The sequence below is a fragment of the Nonomuraea sp. NPDC049625 genome (assembly GCF_040675285.1).
In the GTDB taxonomy this organism is placed as follows: Bacteria; Actinomycetota; Actinomycetes; order Streptosporangiales; family Streptosporangiaceae; genus Nonomuraea; species Nonomuraea angiospora_A.
In genome coordinates this window covers 376,375-396,030 of sequence record NZ_JBFAOQ010000010.1, presented here as the reverse complement: position 1 = coordinate 396,030, position 19,656 = coordinate 376,375, and the positions used below count along the sequence as shown (strand labels likewise).

Sequence of the window (19,656 nt, the reverse complement as noted above, 5' to 3'; positions counted from 1 at the left end):
CTCCGACCCCAACGGCTTCCGTGATCACAGAGGGTGAAGTCCTACGGCACACCGGGGAGGAATACAGATCAATGGATCAATGAAGCCTGCCAGTGTCCCACCCCTTGCTGGGTGTTTCGTCATGCCTTCCGGGCACCAGGGATCGCCGAGACGTGACGAGCATCGGCCCGTTGCCCTTCCGCGCCCGCTCGACATCGAGATCGAAGCGATCGGCAGTCAGGACGCGTCGTCGGTGAAGTGTGACAGAACCATCTCGACCAACGCGGCGACGTCGGCATCCACCATCGGCTCGCCGGTCATGCCCATCCGGTGGAGCAGGGTTCCGACGACGACGTCGATGAAGAACAGGACCCGGTTTTCCGGCTCGCCGAGCGCCTCCTGGAGCGCGCGCCGGTAGGGGTCCTGCAACCGGGCGGACAGGATCTCGCGCAGGGCCGGGTCGCTGACGGCGTCGCTGAACACGCCGGCGAACGCGTCGCCGACCCCGGGTTCGCTGATCTTCCCCGCGATCCAGCGGATGGCCGAGGACATGAGCTCGGCTCGACCGGTGCCCTCCAGCGGCACCGGGCCGAACACGTCCAGGAGGCAGTCCACGATCAGCGCGCCCTTGGACGGCCAGCGCCGGTAGATCGTCGTCTTGGCGACCCCGGCCGCGGCGGCGATGCGGTCGACGGTGGCACGCGCGTACCCGAGCTCCTGGACCGTGCTCAGTGTCGCGGCGAAGACCACGTCGTTGAGGCCGGCGCGCGGGCGACCGGGTGGTCTGGCGGATGCGGTCGAGGTCATGCCCACACGATAAACCATTGCGCTACCAGCGGTATCGATACTTGCGGTGGCGCAATTGCTGGGCCGAGGAGGAGACATGGGTGAGGTCACTGTCACGGAGCGGCAGCCGGAGCCCGGACTGGTCGGCGGTGGATGCTGAGTGCAGAAATCAGCGGTAACGACCTGCGACTTCTTGCCTTGCCGACTGTGGTCGTGCAAGCGCTGCGGCGTGTGGTCAGGCGCCAGGGTGGGCGGCCTGCTCGGCGGGAGTGCTCAGCGGCAGGCGCAGGACGAAGCCGGCCCCGCCGATCGCGGCCTGCTCGACGTGCAGGGTGCCGTGGTGGGCGGTGGCGATGTCCCGGGCGATGGCCAGGCCCAGGCCGGTGCCTCCGCGGTCGCGGCTACGGGCGGCGTCGAGGCGGACGAACCGCTGGAAGATCCGTTCTCGGTCGGCCGGAGGCACGCCGTCGCCGTCGTCGCTCACCACCAGCTCGGCATGCGTTGCCGAGCTGCGAAGCCGTACCCGCACCTTGCTGGTGGCGTGCCGCTGCGCGTTGTCCAGCAGGTTGGTCAGCACCCTTGCGATCTGTCCTGGTACGGCGTCGACGACGACCCGTTCGGCGAGGTTCAGGACTGCCGGGTGGCGATCGGCACGCCGGCCGGTCTCGGTGCGGATCAGATCGGTCAGATCGACGCGCTGAGTGGCCTGGGGAGCGGTGGCGTCCAGGCGGGCAAGCAGGAGCAGGTCGGTCATGATGTCCTGAATCCGATCCAGGTCCTCCAGCGTGTGCCCGATCAGGTCGAGCAGGTCGGTGTCGCGGGGATGCATCTGTGCCTCCTCCAGGCGCACGCGCAGGCCGGCCAGCGGGGTGCGCAGCTCGTGGGAGGCGTCGGAGGCGAACTGGCGTTGCCGCTGCAGCGCCTGATGGGTCGAGGCTTTGGCCTGCTCCAGACGTCCGAGCGTGTGGTTGACGGTGCGCGCCAGTTGGGCGATCTCGCCGTGGCCGTGCGGTTGCGGGATGCGGATGCTCAGGTCGCTGACGTTGATCGCGGCCAGCTGTGCGCGTATGAGCTGGATCGGGCGCAACGTGCGGCTGGTGATCTTCCATGTCGCCGCGGTGGCCAGGAGGATCAGCAGCGCGATCTGGGCGATCCAGAGCAGTTGGAACGTCCGGGACGGCGCCACGGGCGAGACCATCCGGCCGGCGTAGACCACCGGGGAGGTGGGGGCGGGTGAGAGGCGGACGGCGGCCAGACGCAGGCACCGTCTGCCGCTGTTCTTGTCGCACACCTCGACGTCGGCCTGAGGGTGGTCCGGGGAAGGTCGTACCTGGCTCAGCGGGTCCCGGCCGCGTGCCGCGGGAGAAGCGGCGATGACGCGGTGATCGGCTCCCACCACCTGGATCAGGTCGATGCCGGGTGTTTGCGTCTCGATCGTGCCGGTCAGATTCCGGCGCCCGGCCGCGGCGGCGGTGATCCCGGCTTGCTCGCGGGCGCCCGACCAGCCGGGGTCGGCTGAGGCCTGCCCGGCGGCTGACGCTCCGACCATGCCCATCGGGACCAGTACGGCGATCGCCGTGGCCAGGGCCAGGACGGTGAGTCGGGCCGGGGTCGAGCGCAGGCGCGGCCGCCGCGGCGATGAGCCCGGACTCATGACGTCATCTCGCCGCTTCGCAGATCGCCCGGCGCGCCGCACGCGTGCGCGAACCTGCCAGGCGTTCGGCCGTTCAAGCTTCGCCGGCGGCGGTATTCCTCCTCGTCGATTTCATCGCGGATGAACAGGACGAGCAGCTGCCGTTCCTGCGGCGAGCAGTCCTGGCACGGGGCCGGTGTCCGCCTGTACAGCGACACCATGGCCAACGCCGCGGCGATGGCAGTGGTGAACAGGATCTGGCTGACGATCAAGGACATGATTCTCCTCCCGGCGGTGATGATGAAGGCTCGCTCTCAGGGCGGCCTACAGGTCCGGGATGTCGTGGTGGTGGCGCCGGATGTGCGCCGTGAAGGCCTGCATGTATCCGGTCAGAAACTCGGCGACGGACGGCACCTGGATGTCGCCTTCGTCGTTGATCAGGCCCTTGGCGAACTGGATGTAGGCCTCGGGCTGACCCAGCACCGGGGAGTTGGTGAAGGACAGGATGGTCTTGAGGTGCTGCTGTGCGACCGCGGTGGAGATCTGGCCGGGCGAGGCTCCGATGATCGCGGACGGCTTGCCGTTCAGCACGTTGGATCCGTAGGGCCGGGTCGCCCAGTCGATGGCGTTCTTCAGTGCGCCCGGAACGGACCGGTTGTACTCGGGGGTGACGAACAGCAGGGCGTCGGAGGCTTTGATCGCGTCCTTGAACTCCTGGGCCACGGCGGGGTAGTCCGGGTCGTAGTCGTAGCTGTACAGGGGCAGCTCGCCGATGGGGATCTCCGTGAGGCGGAGTTCCGGCGGCGCGAGACGGCTCAGAGCCAGAGCGAGAGTCCGGTTGATCGACTTCTGGGACAGACTCCCGACGATGTAACCAACGGTGTAGGTCATTGCGTTTCCTTTCAAGAAAAAGAGGCGGGACGGAGGCCGTGCCGACGAGGTCTTCGGGTTGCCGGCCGCGTCGCGCTCACAGCAGTGCCGGGGAATGTCTTGCGCACCTGTTCGGTGACGGAGATGCCGTGGCTGCCCAGTCCATGGGCGAGCCGACCGCGACGTAGGAGGCCCGGAGCCGGATTTGACGACACGTACTCATCAATCGAGGAGGGGGTACGTGCCGGTGAGGTTGATCTCGAGGACGCGCGGGGCTAACCCTCGACGAACGCGACCGTCTCGCCGAGGGGCGCCCGGCCCGTACGGACGTACTCCACGGTGACGTCCTCGAACCCGATCGACATGCCACAGAAGAGGATGAGGTCGTCCGGGGGTGACAGGATCTCCGCGACGGTCCTGCGATACACCGACCACGCCATCTGCGGGCAACTGTGCAGCCCTTCGGCGCGCAGCAGCAGCATGACGGTCTGCAGGTACATGCCGACGTCGGCCCATTGGGGCGGGCCCAGGTCGCGGTCGATGTAGCAGAACAGGGCGGCGGGCGCGCCGAAACACTGCCAGTTCTCGGCAGCGGCCCTCTGGCGCGCCTCCCAGTCCTCACGCACGATGCCGAGTGCGCTGTAGCGCTCCTGGCCGAAGGCGGATCGGCGCTCGTGGTACGGGGTCTTCAGCGTGGGCGGGTACATCTCGTACTCGCGATCGTCCCAGGGGTCGCCTGCGGCCAGGCGCTTACCGGCGCGCTTCTTCAGCTCGGCCAGCGGCTCGCCGGTCAGCACGTACGCGTGCCATGGCTGGAGGTTCGATCCGGACGGCGCCCAGGCCGCGGCGGACAGCACGCGCTCCAGCACCTCTCTCGGGACAGGCCGGTCGGTGAATCCGCGCACCGCCCGTCGGCTCGTGACTGCCTCATAGACGTCCAAGATCACCTACCTCCTCAATGCATTAATGTCACTACATCCGAGACTGTATCATCAGTGATTGTATCATTCAATACTATCTGGTGACCGTACGAGCCCCGTGCATCGCGGAGGGAATGAATTCAACGCTAGCCGACGAGGTGCGCAACGGTGCCGCCAGGGCAGGGGCCCCCGCCCGAAGCCGGCGCGGCGCCGGGCAACCGGCACACGGGCGCGCTTACGCCTCGCCGTCCGCTGGATAGGCGAACCGGGTCAGCAGATCCCTCAGGAGTTCGGCCTCGCCGGGCCCCAGCGCGGCAACCAGGCGCGCATCCGCCGGCTCCGCCGCCACATGGGCCGCATCGAAGAGCTCGACGCCTTGAGGCGTGATCTCCACTGCCCGAACCCGTCGATCCCCCGGAACGCTCTTGCGTACGGCCAGCCCCTTACGCTCCAGGTCGTCCACGACCCGCATGATCCCGGCCTTGTCCGACCCGGTCGCCGTCGCCAGGTCCCGCTGCACCGTGGGCCCGCGCTCGATCAGTACGATCAGCACGGCAAAATGCCGCAACTCTATGCCGAGCGGCCGAAGCGCCTCTGTCATCACCGTGGCCGCGCGCCAGTGCGCCTGGCGCAGCAGCAAGCCGAGAGCGAAAGGTGATGCATCCCCAGAGCGGTCGGTCGCTCTGGGGGGAATGTCGGCAGCCATCAACCCATGCTATCAGATATATTCTCATTCGATACGGTATCGCATGAAATTAATGCTCGGTCGGCGGGAGGTAAGAGGGGTTTCGGACTCGACGCGGGTGAGCTTTTCGGGGTTGCGGACGTAGTAGAGGCCGGTCACGCGGGCGTTCTCCAGCGGAAGGCCAGCACGCCGTCCAGGCGCAGGATGAGCCCGGGGTTGCCGTTGACCGTCGTGGGCTCACCGGTGAAGGCGCCGTCGGCCTTGGCGACACTGCCGGCCATGTAACCGAGCACCTTGTCGGCGCCGACGACCGGCCGCAGGGCCGCCGGCTTGAGGCCGCCGCCGTCGCTGACGAAGACGACGTCCGGGGCGAGTACGTTGAGCAGCCCCCGCAGGTCCCCGGTCGCGAGCGCGGTCCGGAACGAATTCAACGCTGCCCGGGCTTCTTCCGGGGAGACACCAGCCACGCATCCGGCGTAACGGCCTGCGGATGAGACATAGCGCACATCGGACGCAGCGGAAACGCCCCTGCGCGGCCGGCCTCCTGGCGGTCATGCTCCTATGGAGAAGATCGCGACAGGTAAGACGATGGAGGAAGACACAGTGAAGCGCATCGGCATCATCGGGGTGGGCGAGATCGGCCGAGCCATCGTGGCGGGCCTGTGTGAGGGAGCCGACCGGTCCCCCGAGGTGTTCCTCTCCCCCCGGGGAGCCGGCACGGTCGCGGCGCTGTCCGAGCGCTACGAGAGCGTGCGGGTGTGCGCCGGCAACCAGGAAGTGGTGGACGGCTCCGAGGTGGTGATCATCGCCGTACGCCGCCAGGACCGGCACGAAGCACTGGCCGGGCTGAGGGTGGACGGCGACAAGGTGGTGGTCAACGTGATGGCCGGGGTCGGCAACGACGACCTGCGCCGGACGCTCGCCACCGACGCCCCGCTGGTGCGGGCCATCCCCCTGCCCACCGTACGCGAACGCCGCTCCGTCACGGTGACGTACCCGTCGCACCCGGTGGTGAACTCCCTCTTCGAGCACCTGGGCGGGGTGCTCCCGGTCGCGGACGAGGCGGCCTTCAACGTCTTGTCCGCACTGACGGGAACGCTGACCACCCACTACTCGTATCTCGCCACGCTCACGTCGTGGACCGTCGGTCACGGCATCGACCCCGACGAGGCGGACCGCTACGTCCGCGGCCTCTTCCAGGGGGTCGGCCGTTCGCTGAGTGACGAGACCCGTTCGCTGCGCCGGCTCGCGGCCGACCACGAGACCCCGAACGGGAACAACGAACGCATCCGCACCACCTGGTTCACCCCGGCCAACGCCGAAGCCCTCAACAAGGCCCTCGACGACCTCCTCGCCGATCTCTGAAGCCCGGTGAGTTCACCGCTGTCCGCCGGTCGCCACCAGCTCCCCGGCGAAGTGGCACGCGGCCAGTTGCCCGCCCGGGGTCTCGGCGAGCTGCGGCTCCTGCTCGGCGCAGATCGTCCGCTCGGGATGGGCCAGCGGGCCGATCGGGCAGCGCGTACGGAACCGGCAGCCCGACGGCGGGCTCTTCGGGCTGGGCAGGTCGCCGGTGAGCACGATGCGCTCGCGGCCGCGCACCGTGGTGTCGGGCACCGGCGAGGACGACATGAGCGCGACCGTGTACGGATGCTGCGGAGCCGCGTAGACCGCCTCGACCGGGCCGGTTTCGACGATCTTGCCGAGATACATGACGGCGACCCGGTCGGACAGGTGCCGCACGACCGAGAGGTCGTGCGCGATGAACAGGTACCCGAGGCCGAGCTCGTCGCGCAGCGACTCCAGCAGGTTGATGATCTGCGCCTGGATCGACACGTCCAGTGCCGACACCGGCTCGTCGCAGATCAGCACCTGGGGTTGGACGGCCAGCGCGCGGGCGATGCCGATGCGCTGGCGCTGCCCGCCGGAGAAGGCGTGCGGGTAGCGGTCCAGGTGCGACTCGTTCAGGCCGACCCGCCGGATGAGCGCGTCCGCCTCCGCTGCACGTTCGGCGACCGGCACGCCACGCATGTCGAGCGCCTCGTCGAGCGACTGCCTGATCGTGCGGCGCGGGTTGAGCGACGCGTACGGGTCCTGGAACACGTACTGCACCGTGGAGCGCAACGCCCGCGCGCCGGCCGGGGAGAACGCGTCGACGCCCTCGGAACCGACGCGGACCGTGCCCGCGGCCGGCCGGTTGATCCCGACGACCGTCCTGGCCAGGGTCGACTTGCCGCACCCGGACTCGCCGACCAGGCCCAGTGTCTCCCCGCCGGCGACCGTCAGGCTCACCCCGTCCACGGCGTACACGGGCTGTGGGCGGCCGAGCAGGCTCCTGCGGCCGGAGGCGACGTCGACCCGGAGGTTCTCCACGCTCAGCAGCGGGGTTCGGGCCTGTTCGGCCCGCGCGGCCGGGTCGGCGGTGACGAGCGTGAGCGGCGGTATGGGCGTGCCCTGATGGGTCACCCAGCAGGCGGCGGCGTGCCCTGGCGTGGCCAGGGGCAGCAGCTCGGGAATGTCGGTGCGGCAGCGGTCCTCGGCCAGCCGGCAGCGCGGGTGGAAGGCGCACCCGGGCGGCAGCGCGGCGGGGTCCGGCGGGGCGCCGGGGATCGCCGGCAGCCGGTTGCCGCCCGCGGTGTCCATCCGCGGCATGGCCTTGAGCAGGTCGGCGGTGTACGGATGCTCCTGCCGCGCGAAGATCGTCTCGACCGGTCCCCGCTCCACGACCCGGCCGCCGTACATGACGACGACGTCGTCGCACATCTCGGCGACCACGCCCATGTCATGGGTGATCATGAGAACGGCGATGCCCAGCTCGTCGCGCAGCTGCTTGAGCAGGCGCAGGATCTGCGCCTGGATGGTGACGTCCAGGGCCGTGGTCGGCTCGTCGGCGATCAGCAGCGACGGCGAGCCCGCCAGTGCGATGGCGATCACGGCGCGCTGGCGCATGCCGCCGGAGAACTGGTGCGGGTAGTCGTCGATCTTGCGTTCGGCGTCCGGGATCCCGACCTGCCGGAGCAGTTCGAGGGCCCGTGCGCGGGCCGCACGCCTGCCCGTGCCGTGCACGGTGAGGGCTTCGACGATCTGCGCGCCCACCGTCAGGACCGGGTTGAGCGCGGACTGCGGGTCCTGGAACACCATCGCGATCTCGGCCCCGCGGATGCGGCGCATCTCCTCCTCGGACAGCGCGAGCAGGTCGCGGCCGCCGAAGCGGATCTCGCCGGCGGCGATCCGGCCCGGTTGGGGCACCATCCGCAGGATCGAGCGGGCGGTCACCGACTTGCCCGAGCCGGACTCGCCGACCACGCCGAGGATCTGGCCCGGTCGCAGGGTGAGATCGACGTCGTTGACGGCGTGGACGATCCCCGCGCCGGTCGCGAACTCGGTGCGCAGCCCGCGGACCTCGAGCAGGACGTCCGCGTCGGGACGCGCCGGGGCCGCCGGCGCGACGCCGTGGGGGTGGCGATGGGGGTGGCCATGGGAGTGGATGGTCATTTCCGCAGCACCGCCTTGTTGAGCGCGTTGGACAGCAGGGTGAACGCCAACGCGAGGAGCAGCAGCACCAGGCCGGGCCCGAGCACGTACGCGGGGTGCACCTCGATGTAGCGGGCGCCGACGTTGAGCATCGCGCCCAGCGACGGGACGGGCGGCTTGATGCCGAGACCCACGATGCTCAGGCCGGACACGATGAAGATCGCGACCACCATGTAGACGGCGGCGCCGACGACGATCGGGTCCATGATGTTCGGCAGCACGTGCCGCACCAGCACGGTGCGCTTGCGCACGCCGAGCACCTTGGCGGCCAGCACGTACTCGCGCTCCTGCTCGACCTGGAGCCCGGCCCGCGACAGCCGCCCGAACCCGGGCAGGCCGCTGATCAGCACGGCCACGAACAGCGAGAGCCAGCCCGTGCCGAGCACGAGGACGACGCTCATGCCGAGCACCAGCCCCGGGAAGCCGAGGATGATGTCGAGCGCGCGCTGCATCGCGGCGCCGAGCAGGCGCGAGACCACGCCGGTGAGCCCCATGAGCGTCCCGATGACGGCGCTCACCGGCACCGCGGCCAGGATCAGGCTCAGATCCGTACGAAGGCCGTAGATCGTACGGGCGAGGATGTCGCGGCCCAGCTCGTCGGTGCCCATCCAGTGCGCGGCCGAGGCGCCGGCCAGCGAGTCGCCGCTCTGGTCGTCGTACCCGCCGGGGAACAGCACCGGCGCCAGGAGGGCAACGGCGACGAGGGCCAGCAGCAGCCCGGCGCCGAACGCGCCGCGCGGGGTGCGCAGCGCGGTGAGGTACTGCCTCAGTGCCCCGGCGCCGGGGCGGCGCGGCACTGCCGGCGCGGGGGTTCCGGGTGCGGTGACGGTGGTGGTCATGGTTTCACGCTCCCAACCTGACGCGGGGGTCCAGGACCGCCATGGCGATCTCTGTGAGCAGCTGCACGACCACGGCGATCAGCACCGTGCCGACGATGATCACCTGTACGAGGTTGTAGTCCGCGCTGAGCACGCCCGAGACCCCGAGCTGCCCGATCCCGTTCCTCGCGAAGATCATCTCGATGACGACGGCGCCGGCCAGCATGTCGCCGAACCGCATGCCGATCGTGACGGCGGCGGGCCCGAGGCTGTTGCGGACGACGTGGCGCAGGGTGATCCACCTTCGTGGCACGCCCTTGGCCACGGCGAGGTCGACGTAGTCCTGCCGCCACGCGTTGTCCATCGAGGACTGGACGAGCATGGCGACGTGGCCGCCCATCGGCACCGCCATGGCCACCGCGGGCAGGATCAGGTACTGCAGGCCGATCACCGGGTCGTCCAGCACCGCGACCTCCCCGCTGATCGGCAGCAGGCGGAAGACCACCCCGAACAGGATGATCAGCAACAGGCCGAAGAGGAAGGGCGGCATCGCCAGGAGCACGGTGTTGCTCGCGTCCGCGGTGAACCGGGACAGCCGCGAACGCGCCGACCCGGCGAAGATCCCGAGCCCGAGCGAGACCGCGACCAGGAGGATCGTGGCCGCGACGGTCAGCTCGAACGTGCTCTCCACCCTGCTGCCGATCAGCTCGGCGACCGGGCGCTTGAACTGCAGCGACTGGCCCAGGTCGCCGGTGAGCAGCCCGCCCATCCAGTGGACGTACTGCTCGGCCAGGGGGCGGTCCAGCCCCATCTCGACGCGGATCGCCGCGACCTGCTCCGCGGTGGCCTCCGGCCCCGCCGCGATGGCGGCCGGATCACCGGGCGCCAGGCGGGGCAGGAGGAAGGCGATGGCGGTCGTCGCCGCCAGGACGAGCAGGACCGACGGCAGGCGCCGGATCAGGAAATGGATCATGCTCGGCCTCGTTCACCGGGTGAGGTAGGCGGCGCGCATGGAGCGGCCGTAGCGGCTGACCAGGATGTCCCTCGCGGCGTCCGCGCGCACGACCGTGGCCGGCACGATGGCGATGGTCTGGAGGAAGGCGGCGTCGAGCAGGTACTGCGAGAGGTCCTTCAGCCGCTGCGCCGTCTCGCTCTCGTCGGCGCTGTCGATCAGCGCCTGCGCCCGCTCGCGGTAACCGGCGTCGGCGTAGTTCGAGGTGTTCTTGGCCGGCCGCAGGTCCGGGTATCCGTACAGCGAGAGTGCCGGCGGCAGCTTGGCCACCGCGGTCCAGGTCAGGAACGCGGGCCCCAGCTTGCCGGCGATCCTGCGCGGCTCGAACTCCGCGGGGGGCAGTTCGAGCGCCGACGGCCGGAGGCCGACGTCCGTCAGGTTGCGGGACACGATCTCGATCACGTTGCGCGGCACCGGCAGCGCGTGGACGGCGATCTCGACGCGGGCCCCGGCCGCCCCGGCGTCCTCGATCATCTTCTTCGCGCGGTCCGGCTGGTAGGCGTAGGTGGCGGCGAGCTCCGCGGGGTAGCCGGTCGCGTCCTCGCTCCACGGCAGGCTGGTCGTCGTGCCCACCCCGCCGAAGACCTGCTGGTTGATGCGCCGGCGATCGATCGCGTAGCCGATGGCCCGGCGCACCTCGGGCTTGTCGAAGGGCGCCTTGGTGACGTCGAAGCCCAGCGCGTACACGAGCCCGTGGTTGAGGTCGAGGTGGAACTCCTTGTCGTCGACGACCGTCTTGGCGTCCTGGATGTTGAGCCCGTTCGCCAGGTGCGCGCGGCCTGAGCGCAGCGCCGCCAGCTGGGCGGTGGAGTCGCCGATGACCGTGAGCTCGATGCCGTCGAGGTAGGGCAGCCCCTGCTCCCAGTACGCGTCGTTGCGCGTCATCTTGATCTCCGTGCCGGCCTTGTAGCCGGACCAGAGGAACGGTCCCGTACCGATGACCTTCGACCCGTCCGCGAGCCCCTTGTAGCTCTCGCGGTCGATGATCGGTGTCGAGTCGAGGATGTCCAGCACCACTTCCTGGAGCGGCCGCGGCGAGGTGATCGTGACCTCGTGCTGGCCGGTCGCGCTCGCCTTCCAGCCCTTCATCGCGCCGCCGAGCGTGGCCAGGCCGTCGCCCGCCATCTCGCGTTCGAGGGTGAACACGACGTCTTCCGCGCCGAAGGCACGGCCGCCGTGGAACTTGACACCCTCGCGCAGCGACAGCACCAGCGTCCGGTTGTCGTCCCGCAGCTCCCACTTCGTCGCCAGCAGGGGCTGCGGCTTGTTGTCCTGGTCGACCATGACCAGGGTCTCCAGGACGTTGCGGTTCCAGAAGATGTTGCCGGGGCGGCCGGTGAAATAGGCCGCCGGGTCCGGCGGCGCGGCGACGGTGGCGACCAGGGTCCCGCCGCGGGTCGGGCCGCTCACCGCGCCGGCCGTCTTGCCCTCGTTCACCGCGGAACGGCATCCGGCCAGGCCGGCCGCACCGAGGACGGCCAGCCCGCTGAGGAGCGTCCGGCGCGACAGGGCCGAAGCGCCGGGGATGGAATCGACGTGGCGATTACTGGGGTACATCGCTGCACCACCTCACTTACTTTCTCTCGGGCCGGGGGGAAGACCCGGTTGATCACTCCTCGTGAACCTTGATCGACGTCGTGCCACGGATGTCCGCGCAGGAGAATCCGATGGAGACTTCGAACGTTCCAGGCTCGACCGCCCAGTCGTGCCGTGCCGCGTCCCAGTGCTGGAAGGCCTGGGGAGGCAGCGGGATCTCGGCGGTGAGCGTTTCGCCGGGTTCGCCGCGCACGACGGCGAACCCGGCCAGCCAGCGGGCGGGGCGGTCGACGCTCGAACCGGGCCGCGCCAGGTAGACCTGCAGCACCTGCTTGCCCGGCCGCGAACCGGTGTTGCGCACGGAGACCCGTACGGCCGCGTCCGGTCCGCTGTCGACGTTGACGAGCTCCCAGGACGTGTAGCCGACGCCGTGCCCGAACGGGTACGCGGGCTCGACCCCGGCACGCAGCCACGCGCGGTAGCCGACGTGGACCCCTTCGCCGTACTCCAGCCGGCCGTCCACGGGCGCCGTGTCCAGCACCGGAACGTCCTCGCCGCAGTCCGGCCACGTCATCGGCAACCTGCCGCCGGGCTCGGCGTGACCGAGGAGCACGTCCGCGAGCGCGGCGCCGGACTCCTGGCCGCCGAACCACGTCACGAGCACCGCCGCGACATCATGGCGCCACGGCAGCAGCACGGGGGCGCCCGCGTTGACCACGACGACGGTGTTCGGGTTCTCCGCGGCGACCGCACGCACCAGGTCGTCCTGCCCGTCGGGCAGCGACAGGTCCGCCCGGTCGAAGCCTTCGCTCTCCGTCTGCGAGCTGGTGCCGACCACGACGATCGCGACGTCCGCGGCCCTGGCCTGCTCGCGGGCGACGGCGAGCTCCTCGGCCGGGGACCGCCGCGGCGCCCGGGAGCGGATCGCGACGGCCGAGCCGGACTTCGGCATCCGCTGCCGCAGCAGCACCTCGACCGGCCTGCCCGCTTCGAGCGGCACGTCGAACGTGCGCACGGGCGGCGTGAGGATCTCCGCGCCCGGGCCGTCGTGCGTCGGCCGTACGTCGTCGTCCAGCAGGGTCCGGCCGTCGACGGCGAACACGATCCGGCCCGCCCCGCTGAGGCCGAGCTGCCACGTGCCCGAGACGTCCGGGACGATCCGGGTGGCCAGCTCGACGGTGGTGGCCCCCGCGGGCACGTCGGCGCCGAGCCGTACGAGAGCGGCGCTCCGGCGATCCTCGCGCGTCACCTCGGCGCCCGTGTCGTCGAGCCAGCGGATCAGCACGGGCGCGCCGAGCATCCCGGGCGGCACCGGGGCGGGGTCGCCTTCGAGGTAGCTGCCGGCGGTGTAGGTCACCTGGACGCCGGGCGGCAGGGCGGCTTCGAGCCCGTCCAGCGGGGACACGACGTGGGTGGGCCGCACTTCGGCGCTGCCGCCACCCTGGATGCGCGGGCTGCCGGCCAGCTCGCCGAACACGGCGACGCGGCGCAGGCGCTCCGGCGCGAGCGGCAGCAGGTCGTCGGAGTTGTGCAGCAGCACGGTCGCGTCCGCGCCGGCGGCGTGCAGCTCACCGCGTACGTCGACGGTGACCGGCGTGCGGGTCACCGGCACCGAGTCGAGGGCGCCGAGCCGGGCGGCGAGCCGCAGGAGGTTCTTCACCTTCGCGTCCACCGCGGCCTCGCTGACCAGGCCGTCGGTGACGGCCTGCACCAGCGCGGCGCCCCACGGTCCGCCGGGGCCCGGCATGGTGAGGTCGAGGCCCGCCGAGGCGGCGGGCGCCACCGAGCGGGCGGCGTGCCAGTCGGACATGACGAGCCCGTCGAAGCCCCAGTCCGTGCGCAGCGGGCTGTCGAGCAGCTCGTTCTCGGTCATCGCGGTCCCGTTGACGGCGTTGTACGACGCCATGACCAGCCACGGCCGTTCATCACGGACGATGTGCTCGAACGGGGCGAGATACACCTCGCGCAGCGTGCGCTCGTCGAGGCGGACGTCGACGGTGGCGCGTTCGGTCTCCGAGTCGTTGGCGACGTAGTGCTTCACGGTCGCCGCCACGCCGTGCCGCTGGAGCGTTCCGACCAGCGCGCCGGCGAGCCGGGCGGTCAGGACCGGATCCTCCGACCACCACTCGAAATGGCGGCCGGCGAGCGGGCTGCGCTGGAGGTTCGCCGTGGGGCCCAGCACCACGTCGACGTCCTTGCGGGTGGCCTCCGCGGCGAGCACGCGCCCGGTCGCGGCGGCGCGGTCGACGTCCCAGCTCGCCGCGATCGCGGTCGGGCACGGCAGGCACGCCGACGGGGAGCCGTTGTCCCATTCCGGGCCGCGCACTCCGGCGGGCCCGTCCGACACGTTGATCTCGCGCAGCCCGATGGCCGGCTCCGCGTACGTGCGCCAGTGGGACTCCCCCGTCAGCAGCCGCACCTTCCGCGGGAGGTCGAGCTTGCCGACCAGGGCGTCGAGGTGCTCCTCGAGTCCGTCGTTCACCGGTCCTCCTTGATGATGAGTCGCTCGAGGTAGGCGGCCATGCGTCCGGGGAGGTCCATGGTGGGGTCGAGCAACCACTGGATCTGGAGCCCGTCCATCACGGCGATCATCTCGCCGGCCAGGACGACCGCGTCGAGCGTGGCGGGGAGCCGGCCCAGCTCCTGGTCGCGGCGGATGCGCTCGGCCACGCGCTCACGAACGCGGGCGTAGCGGCGCAGGAAGAACTCGCGGGCGGGGTGGCCCGGCTCGATGCTCTCCGCGGACTCCACGGCGTACAGACGCATCGCCGTCGGATCCTCGACGTTGTGGCGGCACAGCGAGATCAGCGCGTCCGCGACGGACATCTCCTGGAACATCGCGTCCATGTGGTCGCGGCTGTCCTCGTCACGACGTTCGAGGGCCGCGAGCAGCAGCTCTTCCTTGTTCTTGAAGTGGTGGATCAGGCCGGGCTGGGAGATGCCGACCCGGGCCGCGATGTCGGCGAGCGAAACACCCCGGTAACCGCTGTCGCCGAACATCTCGGTGGCGACCCTGAGGATCTCCTCCCGCCGCACCCCTGGCGGCCTGCGGTTACGCACCGATGGTGCCACTCCTGACAAGAGATTCTCCTTGTGTTCTCGCGGTTTCGGCAGACCTTACCGAGTACTCGGTAAGGTACGCTACCCCCCAATTCAGTAACGGGAGAATGACCATGACGTATCGCCCGAATTTCCTGGTGGTGGTCGCGGACCAGCTGAGGGCCGACGCGGTGGGCGCCTTCGGAAACCCGTCCGCGCGCACTCCGAACCTCGACCGCCTCGCCGCGACAGGCACCGCCTTCACCAACGCCTATGCGCAGCATCCGGTGTGCTCGCCGAGCCGCGCGTCGTTCCTGTCCGGCTGGTATCCGCACACGGCGGGGCACCGCACGTTCGGTACGCCGCTGCGCGCCGACGAGCCGAACTTCCTGCGCACGCTCAAGGAGAACGGCTACCACGTGGCCTGGGCCGGGGATCGCGGCGACACGTTCGGCCCCGGCGCGACCGAGCTCAGCGTCCACGAGCACGGCTTCGGCACGCGGCCGACCAGCGGCCGATGGGCGGGTGGCGCCAGAGCGGCCATGGAGCTCCCGCGGATGGCGTCCGAGGTCGATCCCGACCTGTGGGACCGCCTCTACTACCACGGCCGCGTGGTCGACGACAGCGACATCGACTTCGACGAGGCCGCCGTGCGCACCGCCGAGGAGTGGCTCGCCGACCCGCCGGACGGGCCGTGGGTGCTGTTCGCGCCGCTGGTCGCGCCGCACTGCCCGTTCCGTGCCCCCGAACCGTGGTTCTCCCTGCACGATCGCGACTCCGTGGGCGACCCCGTGTCGGGCAGCGGCCCCGAACCCGCCTACCTGCAGGGGATCCGCGACTACTACGGCACGGACCGCGCGACGCCGGAGGTGTGGCGGGAGCTCCGGGCCACCTACCAGGGCATGGTCTCGCGGCTCGACTCACATGTCGGCCGCCTGCTCGACGGCGTGGATCGTACGGGTGCGGCCGAACGTACTGTGACGGTGTTCTTCTCCGACCACGGCGAGTACCTCGGCGACTTCGGCGTGGTCGAGAAGTGGCCGTCGGCGCTGCACAGCTGCATCACCCGCGACCCGGTGATCATCAGTGGCGGCGGGCTGCCGGCGCACGGCGCGGTCGACGCCATGGTGGAGCTGATCGACGTCTTCCCGACCGTGCTCGATCTCGCCGGGATCGAGCCTGGGCATCATCACTTCGGCCGCAGCCTGCTTCCGGTGCTGCGCGATCCCGCCGTGGGGCACCGCGAGTACGCGTTCAGCGAGGGCGGCTTCCTCGTCGAGGAGGAGCCGAAGTTCGAGCGCAGCGGCTTTCCGTACGACCGCAAGGCGGCGCTGCAGCACGAGCGGCCGATGACCGTGGGCAAGGCCGCCGCCGTCCGCGACGAACGCTGGACGTACGTGTGGCGCCTGTACGAGCCCGCCGAGCTCTACGACCGGTCGGCCGACCCGCACGAGGCGCACAACCTCGCCGGGTGCCCCGACCTGGCCGACGTCGAGGCCCGGCTCTCCGGCGTGCTGCTGCGCTGGCTGGTGGAGACCGCGGACACCTTGCCGGAGCAGGCGGACACCCGGATGCCCGACGTCGACCTCCCCACCCCGGGCGCCCGCTCGGCGAAGTGCCGGACCCCGGGCGGCACTTCGGGCGGCACTTCGGGCGGCATGGCATGAGCGGCCGGGGATTCGGGCCGGACAGCCTGCTCGCCGACGTCCTGGACCACGCCGCGGCCCGCGGCGTCATCCAGCGCACGCTACCCGGCGTCGTGAACTCTCCCCTACTCATACAGCTGCGCCGCCGCACCCTCGGCAAGATCACGGCCGCCGGTCCGTACGCCCGGCTCTCCCCCGCACAGCTCGACGACCTGTGGCGCGAGCTCGCCGCGCTCGACGCCGGCGACCCGGGCGTGCGCTCCGATCCGCCCGCGATCGCGCCGAACCCCCACTACGAGCCGCCCGGTACGCCGCGCGGCTCGGCCGGCGTGCTCTCCGCACCCGCCACGGGGGAAGTGTGGGCGACCTGGGAGCTCGCCCTCGCCGGACCGGACCGCGGCGACCCGTTCGTCGACGTCGACCTGCGCGCACGCGCGACCGCCCCCGACGGCTCGACGCGCCGGCTCGGCGGCTTCTACGACGGCGACGGGATCTGGCGCGTCCGGCTGCTGCCGGACCAGGCCGGACGCTGGGTCGTCACGACGGAGGCGACCACGCCCTCCCTCGACGGCGTCACCGTCGAGTTCACCGCGGTGGCCGGCGCCGGTCGAGGGCCTGTCCGGGTGGCGGACCGGTATCACTTCTCGTACGCGGACGGCACGCGTCACCTGCCGCTCGGCACGACCGCGTACGCCTGGACCCACCAGAGCGAAACGCTGCAGGAACAGACCCTGCGCACGCTCGCCGAGTCGCCGTTCACCAAGATCCGGATGGGGGTCTTTCCCAAGTCGTACCTGTTCAACGCCAACGAGCCGCCGCTCTACCCGTTCGAGCCGGACAGCGACGGCGGGTGGGACCACACCCGCTTCAACCCCGCCTACTTCCGCGCTTTCGAGCGCCGGATCGCGGGTCTCGCCGCGATCGGCGTCGAAGCCGATGTCATCCTGTTCCACGCCTACGACCGCTGGGGCTTCTCGGACATGGGCACCGCCGCGGACGACCGCTATGTCCGGTACGTGGTTCGGCGATTGTCGGCATTGCCGAACGTCTGGTGGTCGCTCGCGAACGAGTACGACCTGCTGTTCTCGAAGACCGTCGACGACTGGGAGCGGCTGGCCGCGATCGTCGTCGAAGAGGACCCGATCGGGCACCTGCTCTCGATCCACAACTGCTTCCGCTTCTACGACTACGGCCGGCCGTGGATCACTCACGCGAGCGCGCAGCGCATCGACGTGTACCGCACCGCCGAGAACACCGACCAGTGGCGTGAACAGTGGGACAAACCCGTCGTCATCGATGAATGCGCCTACGAAGGCGACATCGACCAGGGGTGGGGCAACATCACCGGTGAGGAGATGACCCGGCGGTTCTGGGAGGGCGCGGTACGCGGCGGCTATGTCGGGCACGGGGAGACCTACCTCAACGACCGCGAAGAGCTGTGGTGGTCGAAGGGCGGCGAGCTCGTCGGCTCGAGCCCGGATCGGATCGCCTTTCTCAGACGGATCATCGAGGAGTCGCCGACCGGGGTGCTCGACCCGCTGCCGAGCGATTGGGACACCCCTTGGGGTGGCGTGGCGTCGCGTTACCTGATCGCGTACTTCGGCTTCAACCGGCCGTCGTATCGCGATGTCACGATGGAGCCCGGCACGGTCTGGACGGTGGACGTGATCGACACGTGGAACATGACCGTCGAAACGCTGCCCGGCACGTACTCGGGCAGCTTCCGGGTCCCATTGCCGGCACGCCAGTACATGGCGATCCGATGCGTCGCCACCGACGCCGACCAGCCTGCGGAACCGCGCGATACTGCGCTGGAGATGAATGGCCGTGGCGGGATCGGAGAGGACGAGCATGCGCGGGTGCCGGCAGGCTGACGTACGCATTTCGGTGCTGGACACCTCACCGATCGTTCAGGGGTCCACACCGAGCCAGGCACTGCACAATACGGTGGATCTCGCGAAGCTGGCCGACGCGCTGGGCTTTCACCGCTAATGGGTCCCCGAGCATCACGGCATGCGCGGCGTCGCCAGCTCCGCCCCCGCCGTCCTCATCGGCCACCTCGCCGACGCCACGCGGCACCTGCGCGTCGGCGCGGGCGGGGTGCTGCTGCCCAACCACGCCCCGACCCCCGTGCTCACCACCACACTGCCGCCCGAGTGCTGGACGGCCAAGCACCGGGCCGAGTGGGTCGGTGATGAGGACCACCTTGCCCCGACCGCCTCCTCCCGGTCGAGCAGCACCTCCAGCTCGGAGAACAGCCGGGCGGGCGTGAAGAGCATGATCACGTTGCCAGCCCCAGCGGCAACACCAGGTGTCGCCGGGGCTGACGCGCCTTCAGACCGAGACCGGCCGGCCGGAGCGCCAGGTATTCGGCGGCGGTCCCCGAGTGGCCCACGCCGTAGGCGATGACGTCGCGGGCCGCCGCCAGGGTCTCTGCGGCCAGGATGAGCCCATCGGCGCGCTGCCCCGTGCGAGCCTGGCCAGGACGGACCCGCTCCGGCTTTGTTCATCTGCCGGTCGGGGCCGTCGGAGGGCGGCTACTGGAGGCGCAGCTTGTTGGCGTAGTCAGCGATCCGGGTGGCCAACTCTGTGACGTCGGCATCGTCGGTGCGGAACACGGTGGGGATGAGAGTACGTGCCCGGGCGGCGTCCGCCATCGCGTCCTCGACCTCGTCCGGCATGTCACCGCGTGCTCGCAGTCGCCGCAGTCGTTCGGTGTCGCTGCAGTCCAGGAGGGCGCAGTGGACGTCGCCGGTCCATCGCCCGCCCGGTGCGAGCTCGTCGGCGTCGGGGACGGGGCACAGCAGGAGGACGGGATGTCCGGCTCGCCGGACCATGGTGACGATGCGGGTCCACATGCGGTCGTAGACGGGCCAGACGGGTGCGGCGTCCATGGTCGCGATCGGTACGCCGATGAGCCTGCCGTCCTCGAGAAGCTCATCCATGTCCATGACGACCAGCCCGTCGGCGGCCTTCAGCAGGTGCGGCAGCAGCGTGCTCTTCCCCGACCCCGGAGCCCCGGCGAGCAGAACCAAGATCCCTTCATGCACCGGTTGATCATACGGGCCGTGCGTCGTTACTCACCGTCGACATGAAGTGACCGGTACGGCGCTCTGCGAACTCCTGGAGCATGCTGTCGGTCCGTCCCAGCCGCAATCCGAGGCTCCCCCTCCCCTGGCGGCGAGGCCTCGGTGCTGGGCC

At 70.5% G+C, this 19,656-nt stretch carries 18 protein-coding genes; 4 read left to right on the top strand and 14 right to left on the bottom strand.

All coding sequences use genetic code 11. The annotated features are described in order from the left end of the window. Positions 1-216 precede the first annotated feature (216 nt). The 7 genes from AB0J87_RS38870 to AB0J87_RS38840 all read right to left on the bottom strand — a co-directional run bounded on the left by AB0J87_RS38870 (position 217) and on the right by AB0J87_RS38840 (position 5,304). Positions 217-786, bottom strand: coding sequence for a TetR/AcrR family transcriptional regulator (locus AB0J87_RS38870; RefSeq protein ID WP_363974044.1), 570 nt, complete (start codon positions 784-786; stop codon positions 217-219). A gap of 214 nt (positions 787-1,000) precedes the next feature. After that, positions 1,001-2,419 carry a HAMP domain-containing sensor histidine kinase gene (locus tag AB0J87_RS38865; protein WP_363974042.1) on the bottom strand — a complete coding sequence of 473 codons (1,419 nt, stop codon included), beginning with the start codon at positions 2,417-2,419 and terminating at the stop codon, positions 1,001-1,003. Further along, positions 2,416-2,676: a hypothetical protein gene (locus AB0J87_RS38860; RefSeq protein WP_363974039.1), complete on the bottom strand. Its 261-nt coding sequence runs from the start codon at positions 2,674-2,676 to the stop codon at positions 2,416-2,418. Before AB0J87_RS38860 ends, AB0J87_RS38865 begins: the two co-directional genes overlap by 4 nt. Before the next feature lie 46 nt (positions 2,677-2,722). Continuing rightward, complete coding sequence (locus tag AB0J87_RS38855; protein WP_363974036.1) at positions 2,723-3,289, bottom strand: NADPH-dependent FMN reductase; 567 nt, start codon at positions 3,287-3,289, stop codon at positions 2,723-2,725. A gap of 254 nt (positions 3,290-3,543) precedes the next feature. Continuing rightward, positions 3,544-4,215, bottom strand: a complete 672-nt coding sequence (locus tag AB0J87_RS38850; RefSeq protein ID WP_363974033.1) for a nitroreductase — start codon at positions 4,213-4,215, stop codon at positions 3,544-3,546. 208 nt (positions 4,216-4,423) lie between these two features. Further along, positions 4,424-4,894, bottom strand: a complete 471-nt coding sequence (locus AB0J87_RS38845) for a MarR family transcriptional regulator (RefSeq protein ID WP_363974031.1) — start codon at positions 4,892-4,894, stop codon at positions 4,424-4,426. 134 nt (positions 4,895-5,028) lie between these two features. Beyond that, positions 5,029-5,304 carry a hypothetical protein gene (locus tag AB0J87_RS38840; RefSeq protein WP_363974028.1) on the bottom strand — a complete coding sequence of 92 codons (276 nt, stop codon included), beginning with the start codon at positions 5,302-5,304 and terminating at the stop codon, positions 5,029-5,031. A 157-nt stretch (positions 5,305-5,461) separates the two neighbouring features. Here AB0J87_RS38840 and AB0J87_RS38835 point away from each other — a divergent pair, with 157 nt between their 5' ends. After that, positions 5,462-6,238, top strand: coding sequence for an NAD(P)-binding domain-containing protein (locus AB0J87_RS38835; protein ID WP_363974025.1), 777 nt, complete (start codon positions 5,462-5,464; stop codon positions 6,236-6,238). Positions 6,239-6,250: 12 nt separating this feature from the next. Here AB0J87_RS38835 and AB0J87_RS38830 read toward each other — a convergent pair whose 3' ends face one another. From AB0J87_RS38830 to AB0J87_RS38805, 6 genes are read right to left on the bottom strand one after another with little or no spacing between them, the layout of a single operon-like run. Continuing rightward, positions 6,251-8,365 (bottom strand): ABC transporter ATP-binding protein, encoded by a 2,115-nt coding sequence (locus AB0J87_RS38830; RefSeq protein ID WP_363974022.1) that lies wholly within the window; start codon positions 8,363-8,365, stop codon positions 6,251-6,253. Beyond that, complete coding sequence (locus AB0J87_RS38825; RefSeq protein ID WP_355196280.1) at positions 8,362-9,243, bottom strand: ABC transporter permease; 882 nt, start codon at positions 9,241-9,243, stop codon at positions 8,362-8,364. Before AB0J87_RS38825 ends, AB0J87_RS38830 begins: the two co-directional genes overlap by 4 nt. 4 nt (positions 9,244-9,247) lie before the next feature. Then, entirely contained in the window at positions 9,248-10,195 is a 948-nt protein-coding gene (locus tag AB0J87_RS38820) for an ABC transporter permease (protein ID WP_363974018.1), read from the bottom strand. Between the two features lie 12 nt (positions 10,196-10,207). After that, positions 10,208-11,791 carry an ABC transporter substrate-binding protein gene (locus tag AB0J87_RS38815; protein ID WP_363974015.1) on the bottom strand — a complete coding sequence of 528 codons (1,584 nt, stop codon included), beginning with the start codon at positions 11,789-11,791 and terminating at the stop codon, positions 10,208-10,210. 52 nt (positions 11,792-11,843) lie between these two features. Continuing rightward, positions 11,844-14,252 carry a glycoside hydrolase family 3 C-terminal domain-containing protein gene (locus tag AB0J87_RS38810; protein ID WP_363974012.1) on the bottom strand — a complete coding sequence of 803 codons (2,409 nt, stop codon included), beginning with the start codon at positions 14,250-14,252 and terminating at the stop codon, positions 11,844-11,846. Continuing rightward, on the bottom strand, positions 14,249-14,830 hold the full coding sequence (locus AB0J87_RS38805; protein ID WP_350730408.1) for a TetR/AcrR family transcriptional regulator: 582 nt from the start codon (positions 14,828-14,830) through the stop codon (positions 14,249-14,251). Before AB0J87_RS38805 ends, AB0J87_RS38810 begins: the two co-directional genes overlap by 4 nt. Before the next feature lie 113 nt (positions 14,831-14,943). Here AB0J87_RS38805 and AB0J87_RS38800 point away from each other — a divergent pair, with 113 nt between their 5' ends. The 3 genes from AB0J87_RS38800 (at position 14,944) to AB0J87_RS38790 (ending at position 18,864) form a co-directional block, all read left to right on the top strand. Continuing rightward, positions 14,944-16,476, top strand: a complete 1,533-nt coding sequence (locus AB0J87_RS38800; protein WP_363974009.1) for a sulfatase-like hydrolase/transferase — start codon at positions 14,944-14,946, stop codon at positions 16,474-16,476. Beyond that, positions 16,473-18,329 carry a DUF5605 domain-containing protein gene (locus tag AB0J87_RS38795; RefSeq protein ID WP_363974006.1) on the top strand — a complete coding sequence of 619 codons (1,857 nt, stop codon included), beginning with the start codon at positions 16,473-16,475 and terminating at the stop codon, positions 18,327-18,329. The genes AB0J87_RS38800 and AB0J87_RS38795 overlap by 4 nt, the downstream gene beginning before the upstream one ends. Before the next feature lie 139 nt (positions 18,330-18,468). Then, positions 18,469-18,864: a hypothetical protein gene (locus AB0J87_RS38790; protein ID WP_363974003.1), complete on the top strand. Its 396-nt coding sequence runs from the start codon at positions 18,469-18,471 to the stop codon at positions 18,862-18,864. A 128-nt stretch (positions 18,865-18,992) separates the two neighbouring features. Here the strand turns inward: AB0J87_RS38790 and AB0J87_RS38785 are convergent, their stop codons facing one another. Beyond that, positions 18,993-19,505 (bottom strand): AAA family ATPase, encoded by a 513-nt coding sequence (locus tag AB0J87_RS38785; RefSeq protein ID WP_363974000.1) that lies wholly within the window; start codon positions 19,503-19,505, stop codon positions 18,993-18,995. Positions 19,506-19,656 lie beyond the last annotated feature (151 nt).

What these genes read in the sequence shown, in the direction of transcription:
- AB0J87_RS38870 (WP_363974044.1), bottom strand. Translation starts at nt 786, where the DNA reads ATGACCTCGACCGCATCCGCCAGACCACCCGGTCGCCCGCGCGCCGGC.
- AB0J87_RS38865 (WP_363974042.1), bottom strand. Translation starts at nt 2,419, where the DNA reads ATGAGTCCGGGCTCATCGCCGCGGCGGCCGCGCCTGCGCTCGACCCCG.
- AB0J87_RS38860 (WP_363974039.1), bottom strand. Translation starts at nt 2,676, where the DNA reads ATGTCCTTGATCGTCAGCCAGATCCTGTTCACCACTGCCATCGCCGCG.
- AB0J87_RS38855 (WP_363974036.1), bottom strand. Translation starts at nt 3,289, where the DNA reads ATGACCTACACCGTTGGTTACATCGTCGGGAGTCTGTCCCAGAAGTCG.
- AB0J87_RS38845 (WP_363974031.1), bottom strand. Translation starts at nt 4,894, where the DNA reads ATGGCTGCCGACATTCCCCCCAGAGCGACCGACCGCTCTGGGGATGCA.
- AB0J87_RS38835 (WP_363974025.1), top strand. Translation starts at nt 5,462, where the DNA reads ATGGAGGAAGACACAGTGAAGCGCATCGGCATCATCGGGGTGGGCGAG.
- AB0J87_RS38830 (WP_363974022.1), bottom strand. Translation starts at nt 8,365, where the DNA reads ATGACCATCCACTCCCATGGCCACCCCCATCGCCACCCCCACGGCGTC.
- AB0J87_RS38825 (WP_355196280.1), bottom strand. Translation starts at nt 9,243, where the DNA reads ATGACCACCACCGTCACCGCACCCGGAACCCCCGCGCCGGCAGTGCCG.
- AB0J87_RS38820 (WP_363974018.1), bottom strand. Translation starts at nt 10,195, where the DNA reads ATGATCCATTTCCTGATCCGGCGCCTGCCGTCGGTCCTGCTCGTCCTG.
- AB0J87_RS38815 (WP_363974015.1), bottom strand. Translation starts at nt 11,791, where the DNA reads ATGTACCCCAGTAATCGCCACGTCGATTCCATCCCCGGCGCTTCGGCC.
- AB0J87_RS38800 (WP_363974009.1), top strand. Translation starts at nt 14,944, where the DNA reads ATGACGTATCGCCCGAATTTCCTGGTGGTGGTCGCGGACCAGCTGAGG.
- AB0J87_RS38795 (WP_363974006.1), top strand. Translation starts at nt 16,473, where the DNA reads ATGAGCGGCCGGGGATTCGGGCCGGACAGCCTGCTCGCCGACGTCCTG.
- AB0J87_RS38790 (WP_363974003.1), top strand. Translation starts at nt 18,469, where the DNA reads ATGCGCGGCGTCGCCAGCTCCGCCCCCGCCGTCCTCATCGGCCACCTC.